Source organism: Nocardia crassostreae (assembly GCF_001613405.1).
Lineage (GTDB): Bacteria > Actinomycetota > Actinomycetes > Mycobacteriales > Mycobacteriaceae > Nocardia > Nocardia crassostreae.
This window is the reverse complement of the sequence record NZ_BDCH01000036.1, coordinates 75,907-93,278: the sequence shown is the minus strand read 5'-3', so window position 1 is coordinate 93,278 and position 17,372 is coordinate 75,907. Positions and strand designations below refer to the sequence as shown.

The following is a 17,372-nucleotide window of genomic DNA, read 5'->3' as shown; positions in this document are numbered from 1 at the left end:
CTGCTCCGGAAGGTGTGGACAGCACTGCGGGCGCGGAGCTCTGCGCTCCGCGCCCGCAAGGCATTCCGGCTGTGGCCGGTTATTTCTTGGTGTCGTCTCCGGTCAGGACGATGTCCATGCCCGGTGGGGTGATGGTGGCGTCGGCGCCCAGCACGGCGCGGCTGCCGCGTTTGCGGGTGCGGAGCCGCTTCTCCAGCCAGGTGGCGAAGACGGTGAGGGCGTAGTTGAGGGCGATCATGATGATCGCGATCACCAGCAGGGCGGGGATGATGTTCTGCTCGGCGGCGCCGAGGCGCTGACCGGAGCGGACGATCTCCAGATAGGTGATCTGGTAGCCGAGGGCCGAGTCCTTCAGGGCCACGACCATTTGCGAGACCAGGGCGGGCAGCATGGCGGTGATGGCCTGGGGGAGCAGGATGGTGGTCATCACCTGGGTCTTGCGCATGCCCAGGGCTACGGCGGCTTCGGTCTGGCCCTTGGGGAGCGACCGAATGCCGGAGCGGACGATCTCGGCGATGACCGAGGCGTTGTAGATGGTCAGCGCGGTCACGACCGCCGCCAGCGCGAGCTGCGTGGAGGGGAAGACGTTGTAGTCGGAGAAGACCGCGAACAGGAAGATCATCAGGATCAGCACCGGAATGGCGCGCGCGAACTCCACGATGGTGCCCGCGACGAGCCGCACCCACGCGTGATCGGAGAGCCGCAGCACGCCGAAGATCATGCCGAACACCAGCGCGAACACGATCGAGATGACCGCCGCCACCACGGTGCCGCGCAGACCCGGCAGCAGGTAGGTGTTCCAGATCTCCGCTTCCAGGAACGGCTTCCACTTGTCCGCGGAGAACTGTCCCTTGTCGGCAAGACCCGAGTACGCGAAGTAGGCCAGCAGCGCGAGCCCCACGACCACCGCCACCGAGTAGGCGCGATACCGCAGTTGCGCCCGAGGCCCCGGCGCGTCGTAGAGAACCGAAGCCGCGGTCATCGTGCCACCTCGTATCGTTTGGCCAGCCAGCCGAAGAACAGACCGGTGGGCAGGGTCAGCACCACGAAGCCCAGCGCGAAGATGGCGCCGATGGACAGCAGCGCCGCCTCGTTCTCGGTCATCTCGGCCATGAGCAGCGCCGCCTCACCGACACCGATGGCGGCGGCGATGGTGGAGTTCTTGGTGAGCGCGATGAACACCGACCCCAGCGGCGCGATGACCGCCCGGAAAGCCTGCGGCAGCACGATGAGTCGCAGATTCTGGGTGAAGGTCAGCCCCAGCGAGCGGCCCGCCTCGGACTGCCCGAGCTGCACGGTATTGATGCCCGACCGCAGCGACTCACACACGAAAGCCGCTGTGTAGATGCTCAATCCGACAATCGCCCAGCGAAAGTTGTTGTCCGCGATATCGGTCGGCCCCTCCGGCGCGAGCTTGAGCCCCAGGGTCGAGTACAAGCCCAGCGAACAGAACACGATGATGAGCGTGAGCGGGGTATTGCGGAACACGGTGACATACGCGGTGCCCAGCCAGCGCGCCACCGGCACCGGCGACACCCGCATGGCCGCGACCAGCGTGCCGAGGATCAACGCCCAGAACGCCGAGTACAGCGTCAGTTGGATGGTCACCCAGAATGCGTCGAGCAACCGGTCGTCATATTCAGAGATCAAGTCGAACACGACAGTCGCGTCCCTCCGATCGAAATGCCATGCGGGCCGGGCGGTGTGGCCGACGGGATCACCGTGGCCGACACCGTCCGGCCCGCGTTGTCAACTCAGTACCGATCAACCTTCGGGGCTTCCGGGACGGTGAACCCGGTGCCCGCGAAGTTCTTCTCCAGCGCGGCCTTCCAGGCGCCGCTGGTGATCATGGCCTCGATGGCGTCGTTGATCTTGTCGCGCGACTCCTTGTCGCCCTTCTTCAGACCGATGCCGTACTTCTCTGTGGTGAAGGTATTGCCGACCACCTTCAGCACGCCCGGCGACTGCGCCGCGAAACCACGCAGGATGGTCTCATCGGTGGTGAGCGCATCCACCGAACCGGACTTCAGCGCCTCCACGCACAGCGAGTAGGTGTCGTACTCCTGCAGCTGAACATCCTTGGCGTACTTGTCCTTGATGTTCTGCGCCGGGGTGGAGCCCTTCACCGAGCACAGCTTCTTACCGCTGTTGAGCGATTCCACGCCGGTGATGTCGGTATTGTCCGAGCGCACCAGCAGCGACTGACCCGTGATGTAGTACGGGCCCGCGAAATCGACCTTCTCCTTGCGCTTGTCGGTGATCGAGTAGGTGCCGACCACATAGTCGACCTGCCCGTTCTCGATCAGCGTCTCGCGCTGCGGGGTCGGCGCCTCGACGAACTTGATGTTCTCCGGCTTCACGCCCAGCTGCTCGGCGACGTACTTGGCGACGTCGACATCGAAACCGCTGTAGGAGCCGTCCTTGTTCTGCAGCCCGAGGCCGGGCTGGTCGAACTTGATGCCGATGGTCAGCTTGCCGTCGGCGGCGTTCTGGCTCGCGGTCTTATCGCTGCCGCCGCCGCACGCGGTGGCGGCCAGCGCCAGGGCGATCGCCCCGACAGCGACCCGGAGCGCTTTGTTGAACCTCATCGGGAGTCCTTATCTTTCGTGAAACGAACGGTCAGTGGCTGAGGATCTTGCCGAGGAAATCCTTGGCGCGATCGGATTTCGGTGCGGTGAAGAACGAGTCCGGATCGGTGTCCTCGACGATCTGGCCGTCGGCCATGAACAGCACCCGATTACCGGCGCGGCGCGCGAAGCCCATTTCGTGGGTGACCACGACCATGGTCATCCCGTCCTTGGCCAGCTGCACCATAACCTCGAGCACCTCGGACACCATTTCCGGGTCGAGCGCGGAGGTCGGCTCGTCGAACAGCATGACCTTCGGATTCATGGTCAGCGCGCGGGCGATCGCCACGCGCTGCTGCTGACCACCGGACAACTGAGCCGGATACTTGTCCGCCTGATTGGCGATGCCGACCCGCTCGAGCAGTTCCATACCGCGCTTGCGGGCCTCGTCCTTGCCCTGGCGGCGCACCTTCACCGGCGCCAGCATGACGTTCTCGATGATGGTCTTGTGCGCGAACAGATTGAACGACTGGAACACCATGCCCACGTCGGCGCGCAGCTTGGCCAAGGCCTTGCCCTCATCGGGCAGCTTCACCCCGTCGATGGCGATATCTCCGGAGTCGATGGTCTCCAGTCGATTGATGGTGCGGCACAGTGTCGACTTGCCGGATCCGGATGGTCCCACCACGATCACGACCTGCCCCTTGGGCACTTCGAGATTGATGTCACGCAGAACGTGCAGCGAGCCGAAGTGCTTATCCACTTTCCGCATCGAGATCATCGGCGCGGACTTGTCCGTGGGAATGGCAGCGTCGGTCATGACCTGTGACCTTAGAGGGCTCATGCCCGAAATGCTCAACTTTCGCCTGTCGAACGAAAGTGTGCCGCGACTCGACACTAGTCCGTAACCCCGGATTGACGCGGAAGTGATGGGAGAGACGCAGGTCACCTCCCGGATAGCAACGACCGACGGTGGTTGAGGACCACTCTCGCACAGCCATTACCCTGGTTGGGTGAATTCGTTGGGGCAGGTTTCAGCACGTAGCGCGGTCGGCGACGCGGTGGTGGGCGAGCAGGATGCCCGGACCTACGAGGTCCGCACCTACGGCTGCCAGATGAACGTGCACGATTCCGAACGCCTCTCGGGCCTGCTCGAGGATGCCGGATACGTCAAGGCCACTCCCGGCGACACCACTGACCTCGTGGTTTTCAATACCTGCGCGGTGCGCGAGAACGCCGACAACAAGCTGTACGGGACGCTGGGGCACCTCGCGCCCATCAAGGCGGATCGACCCGGTATGCAGATCGCCGTCGGCGGCTGCCTCGCCCAGAAGGACCGCGACACCGTCGTCAAGAAGGCGCCCTGGGTGGACGTCGTGTTCGGCACCCACAACATCGGCTCGCTGCCGGTGCTGCTGGAGCGGGCCCGCCACAATGAGGAAGCCCAGGTCGAGATTATCGAAGCCCTGGAAGCCTTCCCCTCCACCCTGCCCGCCAAGCGCGAATCCGCCTACGCCGGGTGGGTGTCGATCTCGGTGGGCTGCAACAACACCTGCACCTTCTGCATCGTCCCCGCCCTGCGCGGCAAGGAGGTCGACCGCCGCCCCGGCGATGTGCTCGCCGAAGTGCAGGCCCTCGTCGACCAGGGCGTCCTGGAGGTGACCCTGCTCGGCCAGAACGTCAACTCCTACGGCGTCTCCTTCGCCGACCCCACCGAGGAGCGCGACCGCGGCGCCTTCGCCAAACTGCTGCGCGCCTGCGGCCATATCGAGGGCCTCGAGCGCGTCCGCTTCACCTCCCCGCACCCGGCCGAATTCACCGATGACGTCATCGAAGCCATGGCCGAGACCCCCAATGTCTGCCCGCAACTGCACATGCCGCTGCAGTCCGGCTCCGACCGCGTACTCAAGGCCATGCGCCGCTCCTACCGCAGCGTCAAATTCCTCGGCATCATCGAGAAGGTCCGCGCCGCCATGCCGCACGCGGCCATCACCACCGACATCATCGTCGGCTTCCCCGGCGAGACCGAAGAGGACTTCCAAGCCACCCTGGACGTGGTCCGCCAGGCCCGATTCACCAGCGCCTTCACCTTCCAGTACTCCATCCGCCCCGGCACCCCCGCCGCGACCATGCCCGACCAGCTCCCCAAAGCCGTTGTGCAGGAACGCTACGACCGGCTGATCGCCCTCCAGGAGCAGGTCTCCCTGGAAGGCAACCAGGCCCTCATCGGCACCGAGGTGGAACTCCTCGTCGCCGAGGGCGCGGGCAAGAAGAACGCCGCCACCGCCCGCATGAGCGGCCGCGCCCGCGACGGCCGCCTGGTCCACTTCCGCCCGCCCGCCGACCTCGCCCCCGGTTCGGAAATCCGCCCCGGCGACATCGTCACCGTCACGGTCACCGGCGCGGCCCCCCACCACCTCATCGCCGACAGCGCAGTCCACACCCACCGCCGCACCCGCGCCGGTGACGCCCACGAACGCGGCATCACCCCCAAAACGGCCCCCATCGGCGTAGGCCTGGGCCTCCCCCGCATAGGCGCCCCCGCCCCCGAACCCGTGTCCTCCGCCTGCGCCTCCGATTGCGGAGCATGATGGGACCTGCACCCCAGGCATGATCGAAAGACTCCAGCTGGACAGGCGATCACCGGGAAATGGTGGCGGCATCGTGCGAGTAGCCCCCGCCACCAGTTCCCGGTCGACGCTGTTTCAGATGGAGCCCACGGGATTGCCCGCCCCGCTGCAGGATTCCTGCCCGACCCAGGACCACACGCCATGACTGAGCAGCAACCAACCGGTCCGGACGACGCGGACCGTTCCGACGACCCTGCGGCCAGGATTGGCGACGAAGTGGTTCGACCCAGCGATTCCGTTCCGGCCGACCAGCCAAGGGAGCCGGACCACGACGGCGAATCCGCAGTCCGGCAGGGAACCTCGGCGACAGCGGCCGATGACGCAGCGGAGCCGCAGTATGCGGCGCGGTCGGGTGGCCCCGGCGCGGCTGGTGAGGGGCCGGGAGATTCGGCGGCACAATCCGATTCGGCGTCCGATGTGGCGCCCGAGGCGAACGAGGAGAGTATGAAGGCGGCGGAGGACAGTCAGGACTTCGATCAGTTCCGTGCGGATCTCGAGGCCGTGGAGCGCAGGATCGCGGGGGAGATCGACCCCGGGGTGCGGGCCATGGTGGTGGCGGGGGCGGTGTTCGTGCTGCTGCTGTCGCTGGTGCTGCCGCATGCGGGGGAGGCGCGCGGGTTCGATGTGCTGATGTACGACGCGGCGGCGATCAAGGAGCACATCGGGCTGCCGTCGCGGGTGTTCGTGTGGTTCGTGACCGTGTTCGGGATCGGGTTCTCGCTGGCGGCGCTGCTGACTAGGCGGTGGGTGCTGGCGTGGATCGCGGTGGCCGGGACGGCGATCGCGAGTGTGTTCGGGGTGCTGTCGATTTGGCATCGGCAGACGCCGGGGCTGGGGAACTACGAAGGGGCCGGGCCGGGGATCGGGCTCGTTGTCGCCACGCTGGCGGCCATGGTGCTGACGTTCCATTGGGTGCGCGTGGTGTGGAGCCGGACCGCTGTGCACCTGGCGGCCGAGGAACAGCGGCGGATCGCCGCCGCGCAAGCGGAGGAGCACGACCACCGGAAGCTCTTCGGGGAGAAGTAGTCTCACGCGAACAGGCCCGACGGCACCGAATGCGGTTGCCGCCGGGCCTGTGTCGTTCCGATCAGCCTTGCGCGAGGATGTATTCGCCCAGTAGGTCGTACTGATCCTCGTCGATGCCATCGTCGAGTGGGACCGCTACGGCAACCGTGCCCTCGTCCTCACCGGCGAACAGCGCGGGGTCGTTGCAGTCGGCGAAACCGATGGCGTCCAGACCGGATTGGGCGGCCCTGCCACACCAACCGCGGTCGGCGACCACCAGATCGGGCAGGGGTTCGCCACGGCGGGTCAGGTCTGCCAGGACCAGCTGGATCGGGCGCGGGGAGTGGGTGTGGATCGGGACGCCGCCGTCGGCGAGTATCCCGACGTTCAGGAAGGACTCGACTTCCACCCGGCGCACCATCCCGTAGCGGTTCTCGGCGTCGTACCCCAGCCCATCACCGACGGGGGCAACTGTTCCCCCCGCCTCGATCAGCGCCGCCGCCAACCGCTGATACAACCGCGCCAGTGTGCGCGGGTGGCCGGTCGCGAACAGGACTCGCTGGCGCGCTTGCACCGCTTTCGCGAATCGGGCCGCATATCGGTCGAGCGCGTCGGCCGTCAGCTCGGGATCGATGGTGTCGACGCCGCGGCGATAGTTGAGGCGTGGGTCCACGCCTACTTTGCGAACCATCAGATCGAGGACGGTGTCGGGGGTCCACATGCCGAGATCCAAGCCGAACTGATAGTGCGGATCTCGGCGGGCCATTCGGGCGTAGTGCTCGAGGTTGTTCTCGCGCGGTGTCGCAACCCGCCCCGCCATGCGCGTCGCCAGGAGATGCGCGACGAGCTGTTCCCGATTTGGTGCCATGGAGCCGAGGTTAACCCGGGCCAGGGCAGGACTTCCCCCTCAGCGAAGACGTTCTTGTCGCCCGGGGCCTACGTAGCCGGGGCGCGTGGAATCCTGCCGGTCCCAGCGGGGTTCGGGAGAAAGCAAGACAAGACCAACAGTGCTGGGCACGTCGCCTGCCGTACCCGACCTTGGCTCCCCCATTGGGAGCCGCACCTCCCGTCCCAGCCTGGCTGGATGGCTGTGGTTACGTCCAAAGACCAACGACAAAGATCAAAAGCTCGAGTTCACACCCCTTGTTGTGGTTTCACACCCTAAATTAGCGGCAACAAGGGGTGTGAACCAACGAGAAAGGGTGTGAACCGGCCTGAGGGCGATTGGTTTTGGGGCTTTTGTCTTTTTGCTTTTGTCTTTTGGGGTTTTGTCTTTGAACGTAACCACGGCCAGGCCCCCTGTACGGGGCGTGAGGGTACGGCTCCCGAAGGGGGAGCCAACGCCGGGTACGGCAGGCGAGGTGACCCATCTATTGGGTTTGTTTTGCGGACGCGAAAAGAGCGACCGGCTTGGCTGGATGCAGGCTCACCGGAGCACCGACAGACCGCGGATCGAAACCAGCAAGCGTCAGCGCTGACTGACCGCACCTTCTGCGGCATCGGCCCACTCACGCCACTGCTTGGCCTGCTCACGAGCCTTCTCGGCATCGCGTTTCTTACCCGCAGCCTCGGCCTTGGCAGCCTGCTCCTCGAATTGCGCCACGCGTTCCCGGAACTGGGCGGCGCGGGCCATGGCCTCCGGATCGGTACGCCGCCACTGAGCATCCACGGCATCGCGAACGCGCTTTTCCACCGCGCGCAAACGGGCTTCCAAGTCGTGGATGCGTTCCCGGGGAACCTTGCCGATGGCGTCCCACTTTTCCTGAAGATCGCGCAGCGCAGCGCGGGCGGCGTCCAGGCCCGATTCCGTATCGATGTGTTCGTAATGCGCGAGTAGTTCTTCCTTGGCGGCGGCGTTGTGCTCGAATTCGGCGTCGCGTTCGGAGGCGTGGGTGTTGCGGGCAGCGAAGAAGATGTCCTGGGCCGCTTTGAAGCGCTTCCAGAGTTGCTCATCGGCCTCGCGGGGCGCGCGGCCCGCGGCCTTCCATTCGGCGAGGAGGTCGCGGAAGACGGCTGCGGTGCCAGACCAGTCGGTGGAGCCGGAAAGGTCCTCGGCGCGGACGCAGAGTTCTTCCTTGCGGGTCTTCGCGGCGGCGCGCTCGCGGTCGAGTTCGGCGAAGTGGGCGCCGCGGCGGCGGTTGAAGGCTTCGCGGGCCTTGGAGAAGCGGCGCCAGAGCGCGTCGTCGACCTTGCGGTCCACGCCGCGAATGGTCTTCCACTCGTCGAGGATTTCGCGCAGGCGATCTCCGGCGACCTTCCACTGGGTGGATTCGGCGGCGATCTGCTCGGCTTCGGTGGCCAACGCTTCTTTGCGCTCGGTTTGCTCGTGCCGCGTGCGCTCCTTCTCCTCTTTGGCGTGCGCGGCCGCCTCGTCGGAGTGTTCGATGATGGCCTGCAGACGCTGCGACAGACCGTCGATATCGCCGATGACGGCGGCGGTCGGCAATGTTTCGGCAAGCGCGGTGGCGGCGGCCTTGGTCTTGCGGGCGTCGGTGCCCGCGGCGAGGCGGGCTTCGAGCAGGGCGACCTCGGTGGCCAGATCGTCGAAGCGGCGGCCGAAGTGGGCCAGGCCCTCGGCGGTGTCACCGGCCTGCCAAGAGCCGATGACGCGTTCGCCGTCGGTGGTCTTGACCCAGGCGGTGCCGTCCTCGTCGACCCGTCCCCACTGGCTGGGGTCGATCACGGTCGGGACCACGACCGGATGCGGATGCGGGGTCGCCGGGCCGGGAGTGGGCTTGACGGCATGTGGTTTCGGAGACTCCGGTTTGGGACCCGGGGCGCCCGGGCGGGGGCTGGCGGCGGCTGCCGGGGAGGGGCGCTTGGCTGCGCCGGGCTGCGGCGTCGGGGCCGACTCCGGGTGGGTAGCCTTCTCGTTTCCGCTGTTGTCGGTCATTGCTCCTCGTCCCTGCCGCGCGTCACGGCTGCCTGGTTACGCCCTAGCTCATCTGCCTAGCTCATCCCATTCAACCAGGCTGAGATGGGAAATGCTGTCTTTGAGCCCACCTCGGCGGCGCGGTGTTCGGGCGGGGTGGGGCTGGTGAGGTGCGTTAGCGCTACGGTTGACGGCGTGTTCTGTGTTGCGTCGCTGGTCCCCTCACCACCCGTGCTGGTACCCGAACTCGGGGGCGGGACGGGCGACGCCGAGGTGACCCGGCTGCGGGCGGCCGCACTGCGGGCCGCGGCAGCGCTCGCGGGGCGCGCGACCAGGTGGATCGTGGTCGGCGCGGGCGAAACCGAGCGCGTGATCGGCGTGAATGCGGTGGGCACATTCCGGGGATACGGCGCCGATGTGCGAGTTGGTTTGTCCGGAACATTCCAATTTGGCGGCGATAGCAACAATTCGGTCACTGCCGTGGCCGAGGCCGACGCGCCCGCCGATCCGGCGCTGCCGCTGCCGGTATTGATCGCTGGCTGGTTGCGCGAGCAGGTCGCCCCGGCTGCTGTGGCCGAGGCCCGTCTCCTCGACGGTGCGACCGCACCCGCCGACTGCCTGGCCTTCGGCGCGCGGCTGCGTAGCGAGCTCGATGCCGAGACCGAGCCGTCCGGCGTGCTGGTGGTCGGCGACGGCGCGGCGACCCTCTCGCTCAAGGCGCCGCGCTATTTCGACGAACGCGCCGAGGGCGTGCAGGCCGAGATCGATCGCGCGCTGAGCGCGGGGGACCGGCAGGCCCTCGCGGCCCTGGACCCGCGGCTGTGCGCCGAACTGGATGTCGCGGGCCGCCCCGCCCATCAGGTGCTGGCCGGGCTGTTCCAGGCCGACGCCGCCGACCCCCAGGTCGAAACCCTCTACGCCGCAGCCCCGTTCGGCGTCGGCTACCACGTGAGCGTGTGGCGTCCGGGAGGCGCGGCGTGATCACCCCCGTCGCGGTGGTCGGCCCCACCGCCACCGGAAAGTCGGATCTGGCCCTGGATCTGGCCGAACGCCTGCACGGCGAGATCGTGAATATCGATGCCATGCAGCTGTATCGCGGTATGGACATCGGCACCGCGAAACTCCCGCTGCCCGAACGCCGCGGCATTCCGCATCATCAGCTCGATGTCCTCGATGTCACCGAAACCGCCACCGTCGCCGCCTATCAGACCGCCGCCCGCGCCGATGTGGAGGCGATCATGGCGCGCGGCCGCACGCCGGTCATCGTCGGCGGCTCCATGATGTATGTGCAAGCGCTGCTCGATGATTGGGACTTCCCCGCCACCGATCCGGAGATCCGCGCCAAATGGGAGGCACTGCTCGACGAACGCGGCGTCGTCATCGTCCACGAGGCGCTGAAGCAAGCAGATCCGGTCGCCGCCGCCACCATCCTCCCCACCGACGGCCGCCGCATGGTCCGCGCGCTGGAAGTGGTCGAACTGACCGGCCAGCCTTTCGCGGCGTCGGCCCCGCAGATCGGTGAACCCCGCTGGGGCACAACGATCATCGGCGTCGACCGCGAAACCGCCGAACTCGATGCCCGCATCGAACTGCGCACCGCGACAATGTTCGAATCCGGCCTGCTCGATGAGGTCCGCACACTCCTCGAGCAGGGCCTGCGCGAAGGCCAAACCGCCCGCCGCGCCATCGGATACGCACAAGTCCTCGCCTATCTCGACAACGAATACGACCTGAAGGAAGCACAGGAGCGCACCTTCATCGGCACCCGGCGCTATGTTCGACGACAGCGCTCGTGGTTCCGCCGGGATCAACGGGTGCGATGGGTGGACGGCGCCGATCCCGAATTGTTGGCGACGGCGCTGGCGCTCATCGGCTCCTCGACGACGAGGGATGAATAGGACACCCGCTCAGTGGCACGCCGCGCGAACACCGATTCGGTCCAGGTCTGGCAGGCGTATCTGAACAGCCGCGCCAAACGTCTTCGCGACCAGCGCTTCCTGGTGCACGGCATGCGGCCGATCACCCGGGCGTTGGAGTACCGGTGGCCGCTGGAGACCCTCGTCTACCGGTTGGGCGCGCCCGAACCGTCCGCCTGGGCGCGGGAGATCCTCGCCGCCGGGGGCGTGCCGAGCGTCGGACTGGTGCCCGAGGTCATGACCGAACTCGCCGAGCCGTCCGAATCGGTGCCGGAGCTGGTGGCGGTGGCCATCGCGCAGCGCCGGGAACTCGACGACTTCGCCCCCGGCACCCCGGAGGAGCCGCCCACCGTCGTGGTGATCGACCGCCCCGCCTCGGCCGCGGGACTCGGCGCGCTCATCCGCTCCGCGGTCGCCTTCGGCGCGAGCGGGGTGATCATCACCGGCGCGGGCGCCGACCACTACGACCCGCAGTGCGTCCGCGTCTCCGACGGCGCGCTGTTCGCCGTCCCCATTCTGCGCGCCTCCGGTCCGGCGCAGGTGAGCGCGTTCCGGGACCGTCAGCGCGCCCGCGGCATCGACACTCGTCTCGTCGGCAGCGACGACCACGGCGGCATTGCCCTCGACGATTTCGAATTCGGCGGCGCCACCGTCCTGGTCCTCGGCGAGGACAGCGAAACCCTCGCCAGCAGCTGGCGGCAGGTGTGCGACGAGCTGGTGTGCATCCCGACCGACGGCACCCTGGGCGCGCCGTCCGCGGCGGCGGTGGCACTCTACGAGATCTCCCGGCAGCGCCGGACGATACGGTGATGACTATGCAGAACGACAGCGCGGCGGGTATCGAATTCACCAAGGGGCACGGCACCCAGAACGATTTCGTCATCCTGCCCGATCCGGACGCCTGGCTGGAGCTGACCGAGGCGCGGGTCGCGGCCCTGTGCGATCGCCAGCGCGGGCTCGGCGCGGACGGCGTGCTGCGGGTGGCCCGCGCCGGTGCGCTGCTCGAAAACGGTTCGCTGAACGGACTTCCCGAGGGCGTGAGCGCCGCCGACTGGTTCATGGACTACCGCAATGCCGACGGTTCCATTGCCGAGATGTGCGGTAACGGCCTGCGGGTTTTCGCGCACTACCTGGTGGCCAACGGCCTGGAACAGCGCGCGGAGTTCGTCGTCGGCAGCCGTGCCGGGGCCCGCCCGGTGGTCGTCCACCACGCCGATCCGGTGCACGGTGAGGTCACCAACACCATGGGCAAGGTCAAGGTTCTCGGCGGCTCGACCGCCGCCGTGGACGGGCGGCAGTTCACCGGCGTCGGCATCGACGTCGGCAATCCGCATCTGGCCTGCGTCGATCCGAGCCTCACCCCGCAGGACCTGGCGGCTCTGGATCTGACCCGCGCCCCCGGCTTCGACCACACCCTGTTCCCGCACGGCGTGAACGTCGAAATCCTCACCAGCCTGACCGTCGGCTCCGACGGCCGCAAGGGCGTGGACATGCGCGTCTACGAGCGCGGCGTCGGCGAAACCCGTTCCTGCGGAACCGGAACCGTCGCGGCCGCGGCCGCCGCCCTGCTCGGCGACGGTTTCGACCTGACGAGCGATACCGGCCACGTCGAGGTCCGTATCCCCGGCGGCGAGGTCACCGTCACCATCGAGAACGGCACGGCGTTTCTGCGGGGTCCCTCGGTCCTGGTGGCCACCGGCCGCATCGCCGCCAAATGGTGGCAGGACGCCTGACCCGGCACGCCCAGAAATAACCGAATGCGGCTTCTCGTTGGTCCGTGGGACCATGGAGGCGTATGAGTAAATCAGAAACTTACGAGTTCACTCCCGCCGAGGAGATCAAAGACGACGCCGAGACCGGTTGGTCCGCGGCGCCGACCGTCGGCGAAATGCAGCTGGAAGAGCGCAGTTCGCTGCGCCGCGTCGCCGGGCTGTCCACCGAACTCACCGATATCACCGAGGTCGAGTACCGGCAGCTGCGACTGGAACGCGTCGTGCTGGTCGGCGTCTGGACCGAGGGCACCGCCGCGCAGGCCGATGCGAGCATGTTCGAGCTGGCCGCCCTCGCCGAGACCGCGGGCTCCCAGGTCCTCGATGCGCTGATCCAGCGCCGCGACAAGCCGGACCCGGCCACCTACATCGGTTCGGGCAAGGCCGACGAACTGCGCGGCGTCGTGCTCGACACCGAGGCCGACACCGTCATCTGCGACGGTGAGCTGACTCCCGCGCAGTTGAACGCGCTGGAGAAGGTCGTCAAGGTGAAGGTCATCGACCGCACCGCCTTGATCCTGGACATCTTCGCCCAGCACGCCACCTCGCGTGAGGGTAAGGCCCAGGTCTCGCTGGCCCAGATGGAATACATGCTGCCGCGACTGCGCGGCTGGGGTGAGTCCATGTCCCGGCAGGCCGGTGGTCGTGCCGGTTCCAATGGCGGCGTGGGTCTGCGTGGTCCCGGTGAGACCAAGATCGAAACCGACCGTCGTCGCATCCGCGAGCGGATGGGCAAGCTGCGGCGCGAGATCCGGGAGATGAAGACGGCGCGCGACACCAAGCGGGCGCGCCGGACCTCGAGCGGGATTCCGCAGGTCGCGATTGTCGGGTACACGAACGCCGGTAAGTCGAGCCTGATGAACACGCTGACCAATGCCGGAATCCTGGTGCAGGACGCGCTGTTCGCCACCCTCGATCCGACGACGCGCAAGTCGGCGCTGGAGGACGGGCGCGAGGTCGTGTTCACCGACACGGTCGGCTTCGTGCGGCATTTGCCGACCCAGCTGGTCGAGGCATTCCGGTCGACGCTGGAAGAGGTCACCGGCGCGGATCTGCTGCTGCACGTCGTCGACGGCTCCGACCCGCTCCCGAGTGAGCAGATCAAGGCCGTGCGCGAGGTGATCACGGACGTGCTCCGGGAGACCAAGACCCAGGCACCGCCGGAACTGCTGGTAGTCAACAAGATCGACGCCCTGGATCCGATGGAGCTCACCGAGATCCGCGGCTGGCTGCCGGACGCGGTGTTCGTATCGGCCCGGACGGGGCAGGGGATCGACGAACTGCGCGACCGGCTGGACCATGTGCTCGGCGGGCTGGATGTCGAGGTCAGCGTGCTGGTGCTGTACACACGGGGTGATCTGCTGGCGCGGATTCACGCCGATGGGCGGATCATCAGCTCGGAGCACGACGAGTCGGGGACGCTGGTCCGGGCGCGGGTGCCGCGGTCGCTGGCGGGACCGCTGGCGGAGTATGCGCACGCCGGAGAGGATCCGGCAGGGGCGGACGCAGCCGAGGTGGTTGACGCGTAGTAGGGCAGGATTTAGTTCACTGTGGAGAAGGCCCTGGGCAGACAGGATGTTGCCCGGGGCCTTCTGCTTGAAAAAGGTCTTGGCTGTGTTTAATTTGCCCTCCGCTTCGCTCCGGGCGGGGTTTGGGCCGTCTCGATTTTTCCCTCCCTCCGCGCACGCCGGAGCTCCTCCGCTTCGCTCCCCCGCTCCGACGCACGCTCCACTCAGTCCAAAATCGAGACGGCCCAAACCCTGACGGTGGATGCATCGACTGGCTTGTCGCCTGGTTGTTGACGGTTCGCCTTCGGCGAGCGGACTGAATGATCCACAGGTAGTGGTGTGTCACTCGCTGATCAGTGGTCTGCGCCGGGTGACACTCGCCTAATGGCTGAACCGGCGCGGTCACCGAATGCGTTGTCGTCCCGCCTACTGGCGGTTCTGCGCGCTGCCGAACGAGCAGTTCGCCCCAACTATGTCGGGCTCCTGGTGGCCGCGATCTTCTTCGCGTGGTCGGTGTCGCCGTCGCTGGTGCCGCGCAGCTGGATATTTCAAGGTCTCGTCAGCGGTGTCACGGCGGCCATCGGTTACGGCGTGGGGTGCGTGCTGGAGTGGATATTCCGGCGCTGGATCCGCCCGCGGCTGCCCGAGACGCCGGCGCGGATCGCGGCTCTGGAGAATCAGCCCCAGGGTGTTCGCGATGCCGTCAAGGCCGTGATCGTGCTCGGCTGCATTGTGGGCGCGGCGATCATTCTCGCTCGCTCGGCGCGCTGGCAGCGGGACCTCGAAGTGCTCATGGGCATGGATCCGACCACCACCTCCGGCTATCTGCGGACCGAATTGGTCGCGGCGGCGACGGTCGCGTTCGTGGTCGGGCTCTTTCGCCTGGTGCGCTGGGCTTTGCGGAGCGCCATCCGGATTCTCAACATCCGGTGGCGGCTGCCGCGGGTGGTGGCGGTGCCCGCCGGTGTGGCGCTGGTGGTCGTGGCCGCCGTGCTGCTGTTCCAGGGCGTGCTGGTGAAAGTCTTCTTCGATGCGGCCAATTCGGCGTTCAGCCTGCGCAATGGCCACACCTCGGCGAATGCGGCGCAACCGCAACTGCCCGAACGGTCGGGGAGCCCGGAATCGCTCGCACCGTGGGACACCCTCGGTTCGGAGGGCCGCTGGTTCGTGTCCTACGTGCCGACCAAGGAACGCATCGCGGCGGTGACCGGAAAGCCCGCACTGGATCCGATCCGCGTCTACGCCGGTCTGCAATCGGCGCCCACCCCCGAGGACATCGCGAATCTCGTCGTGCGCGAATTGGACCGCACAAAGGCTTTCGAACGAGAAATTCTGGTCGTCGTCACGACCACCGGCACCGGGTGGGTGGATTCCACTACCGCCGAGGCCATCGAATTCATGTACGGCGGAAATACCGCCATCGCCGCCACACAGTATTCGTACCTGCCCAGCGTGCTGTCGTTCTTGTCGGACAAGAACAAGGCGTCCGAGGCAGGCCGCCTGCTGGTGCATGCCGTGCACACGCGCTGGGCGCAATTGCCGCCGGAGTCGCGGCCCAAGCTGCTCGTCTACGGCGAAAGCCTCGGATCCCAAGGCTCGGAAGCCGCTTTCACCGGTCTCGACGACATTCGGTCATTGGTCGACGGCATCATGTGGGTGGGCCCGCCGAATTCCAACCGCATCTGGAGTTCGCTCGAACAACGCCGCGATCCAGGCACTCCGGAGATTCTTCCCATCTAAGCCGACGGCCTCATCGTCCGATTCGCCGCCGACGCCGCCGATTTGAACCGTCCTCCCAGCACCTGGCTGAAACCGCGCATCGTCTATCTCCAGCACGCCTCGGACCCCATTGTCTGGTGGTCCCCCGATCTGCTGTTCGAGCGCCCGGACTGGCTGGCCGAACCCCGGGGCCCGGACGTGTCGAAGTCCATGCGCTGGTGGCCGATCGTCACCTTCTGGCAGGTGAGCGCGGATCTGGCGCATGCGCAGAAGGTCCCCTCCGGCCATGGCCACCGCTACGGCACCCTCGTTCTGGACGGGTGGGAAGCCGTGGCCCCGCCCGCGGAGTGGAATCCCGATCTGGAGGACCGGATTCGCCAGGCCCTGAACGAGGATTACGACTGGGAGATCGCCCACAAATAGGGTGCGGACCCACAGTCGGTGCCCCGCACTGAATTTCGTTACGATGCCGTTATCGAATTCAGTGCAGGGAGGGTGTCTTGACTCGAACCGACAATCAGCCGTCCGACAAGGGGACTCCGCGCGGCCTCACCGATGGTGCGCCGCTGCATGTCGAATTGACCGATACCGATCGGCGTGTCATCGATGTGCTGACCGCGCCCTCGCGCGCCTGGTTCAGTCCGCGCTTCCACGGGCTGGAGAACATTCCGGCCGACGGTCCGGTGCTGCTGGTCGGCAATCACACCCTCGCGGGCGGGACGGATGCGCCGCTGCTGGCGCACGAGGTGCTCGTCAAGCGCGACCGGCTGGTGCGGGGGCTGGCCGAGAACGTGCTCATCGATGTGCCGGTGCTGCGGGACGGGCTGCACCGCCTGGGGATCGTGCGCGGCAACCGGCACAACTGCACGACCCTGCTCGAACAGGGCGAGGCCGTGGCGGTCTTCCCGGGCGGGGGCCGGGAAGCCATGCGCGGCAAGGGACAGAAGTACAAGCTGCTGTGGGAGGGCCGCACCGGTTTCGCCCGCATGGCCATCGAAACCGGCGCGCCCATCGTGCCCATGGCCATGATCGGCGGCGACGATATCTACGACATCGTCTTCGACGGCGACGATCCGGTCATGCGCCCGCTGCGCAAGCTCGTCGTGGGCCTGGGCCTGCGCGCCAGCCTGACGCCCCCGCTCATTCGCGGCGTCGGCCCCACCCTGCTGCCCAAGCCGGAACGCTTCTACTACTCGCTCGGCACGCCGATCGACACCAGCCCGTGGCGCGATGCCGACGATCCGGAAGAGGCGGCGCTCGAACTGCAGACCGTGGTCCGCAAGGCCCTCGAGGGCGAACTCGACTTCCTGCTCGCCGAACGTGACAAGGACCGCGGGCGCAGTCTGCTCGGCCGCACCCTGTCCGCGGTGGGCCTGTAGCACCGGC

14 protein-coding genes and 1 pseudogene are annotated in these 17,372 nt (G+C 67.3%); 9 read left to right on the top strand and 6 right to left on the bottom strand.

The genetic code is table 11. The annotated features are described in order from the left end of the window. Nucleotides 1-79: 79 nt before the first annotated feature. From NC4_RS32845 to NC4_RS32830, 4 genes are all read right to left on the bottom strand, one after another. Nucleotides 80-982, bottom strand: a complete 903-nt coding sequence (locus NC4_RS32845; RefSeq protein WP_067546388.1) for an amino acid ABC transporter permease — start codon at nt 980-982, stop codon at nt 80-82. Then, complete coding sequence (locus NC4_RS32840) at nt 979-1,659, bottom strand: amino acid ABC transporter permease (RefSeq protein ID WP_067546385.1); 681 nt, start codon at nt 1,657-1,659, stop codon at nt 979-981. The genes NC4_RS32845 and NC4_RS32840 overlap by 4 nt, the downstream gene beginning before the upstream one ends. Before the next feature lie 95 nt (nt 1,660-1,754). Further along, complete coding sequence (locus tag NC4_RS32835; protein WP_067546383.1) at nt 1,755-2,588, bottom strand: glutamate ABC transporter substrate-binding protein; 834 nt, start codon at nt 2,586-2,588, stop codon at nt 1,755-1,757. Nucleotides 2,589-2,619: 31 nt separating this feature from the next. Then, nucleotides 2,620-3,348, bottom strand: a complete 729-nt coding sequence (locus tag NC4_RS32830; RefSeq protein ID WP_157555380.1) for an amino acid ABC transporter ATP-binding protein — start codon at nt 3,346-3,348, stop codon at nt 2,620-2,622. Nucleotides 3,349-3,628: 280 nt separating this feature from the next. Here NC4_RS32830 and miaB point away from each other — a divergent pair, with 280 nt between their 5' ends. Then, nucleotides 3,629-5,158, top strand: a complete 1,530-nt coding sequence (gene miaB, locus NC4_RS32825; RefSeq protein ID WP_157555379.1) for a tRNA (N6-isopentenyl adenosine(37)-C2)-methylthiotransferase MiaB — start codon at nt 3,629-3,631, stop codon at nt 5,156-5,158. Between the two features lie 483 nt (nt 5,159-5,641). Beyond that, entirely contained in the window at nt 5,642-6,223 is a 582-nt protein-coding gene (locus tag NC4_RS32815) for an Rv2732c family membrane protein (RefSeq protein ID WP_067546620.1), read from the top strand. Between the two features lie 61 nt (nt 6,224-6,284). Here NC4_RS32815 and NC4_RS32810 read toward each other — a convergent pair whose 3' ends face one another. Both NC4_RS32810 and NC4_RS32805 read right to left on the bottom strand, forming a co-directional pair. Beyond that, a complete protein-coding gene (locus NC4_RS32810; RefSeq protein ID WP_084529996.1) occupies nt 6,285-7,070 on the bottom strand; it encodes a phosphatase in 786 nt (261 codons plus the stop codon). 600 nt (nt 7,071-7,670) lie between these two features. Next, nucleotides 7,671-9,095 carry a DUF349 domain-containing protein gene (locus NC4_RS32805; RefSeq protein WP_067546372.1) on the bottom strand — a complete coding sequence of 475 codons (1,425 nt, stop codon included), beginning with the start codon at nt 9,093-9,095 and terminating at the stop codon, nt 7,671-7,673. 174 nt (nt 9,096-9,269) lie between these two features. On the opposite strand from NC4_RS32805, the gene NC4_RS32800 reads away from it, so the two are divergent. The 7 genes and pseudogenes from NC4_RS32800 (at nt 9,270) to NC4_RS32770 (ending at nt 17,365) form a co-directional block, all read left to right on the top strand. Next, nucleotides 9,270-10,055, top strand: a complete 786-nt coding sequence (locus NC4_RS32800) for a class III extradiol ring-cleavage dioxygenase family protein (RefSeq protein ID WP_067546369.1) — start codon at nt 9,270-9,272, stop codon at nt 10,053-10,055. Further along, entirely contained in the window at nt 10,052-10,972 is a 921-nt protein-coding gene (gene miaA / locus NC4_RS32795) for a tRNA (adenosine(37)-N6)-dimethylallyltransferase MiaA (protein ID WP_245722098.1), read from the top strand. The genes NC4_RS32800 and miaA overlap by 4 nt, the downstream gene beginning before the upstream one ends. A 12-nt stretch (nt 10,973-10,984) precedes the next feature. Next, a complete protein-coding gene (locus tag NC4_RS32790; protein ID WP_067546362.1) occupies nt 10,985-11,800 on the top strand; it encodes a TrmH family RNA methyltransferase in 816 nt (271 codons plus the stop codon). A gap of 5 nt (nt 11,801-11,805) precedes the next feature. Next, nucleotides 11,806-12,723 carry a diaminopimelate epimerase gene (gene dapF / locus NC4_RS32785; protein ID WP_174566912.1) on the top strand — a complete coding sequence of 306 codons (918 nt, stop codon included), beginning with the start codon at nt 11,806-11,808 and terminating at the stop codon, nt 12,721-12,723. Between the two features lie 62 nt (nt 12,724-12,785). Beyond that, the gene (gene hflX, locus NC4_RS32780; protein ID WP_067546359.1) at nt 12,786-14,288 is read left to right on the top strand and encodes a GTPase HflX; all 1,503 of its coding nucleotides are present in this window, start codon (nt 12,786-12,788) and stop codon (nt 14,286-14,288) included. Nucleotides 14,289-14,651: 363 nt separating this feature from the next. After that, nucleotides 14,652-16,409: pseudogene (locus tag NC4_RS32775) on the top strand (alpha/beta hydrolase). A 77-nt stretch (nt 16,410-16,486) separates the two neighbouring features. Further along, entirely contained in the window at nt 16,487-17,365 is an 879-nt protein-coding gene (locus NC4_RS32770) for a lysophospholipid acyltransferase family protein (RefSeq protein ID WP_067546356.1), read from the top strand. Nucleotides 17,366-17,372 lie beyond the last annotated feature (7 nt).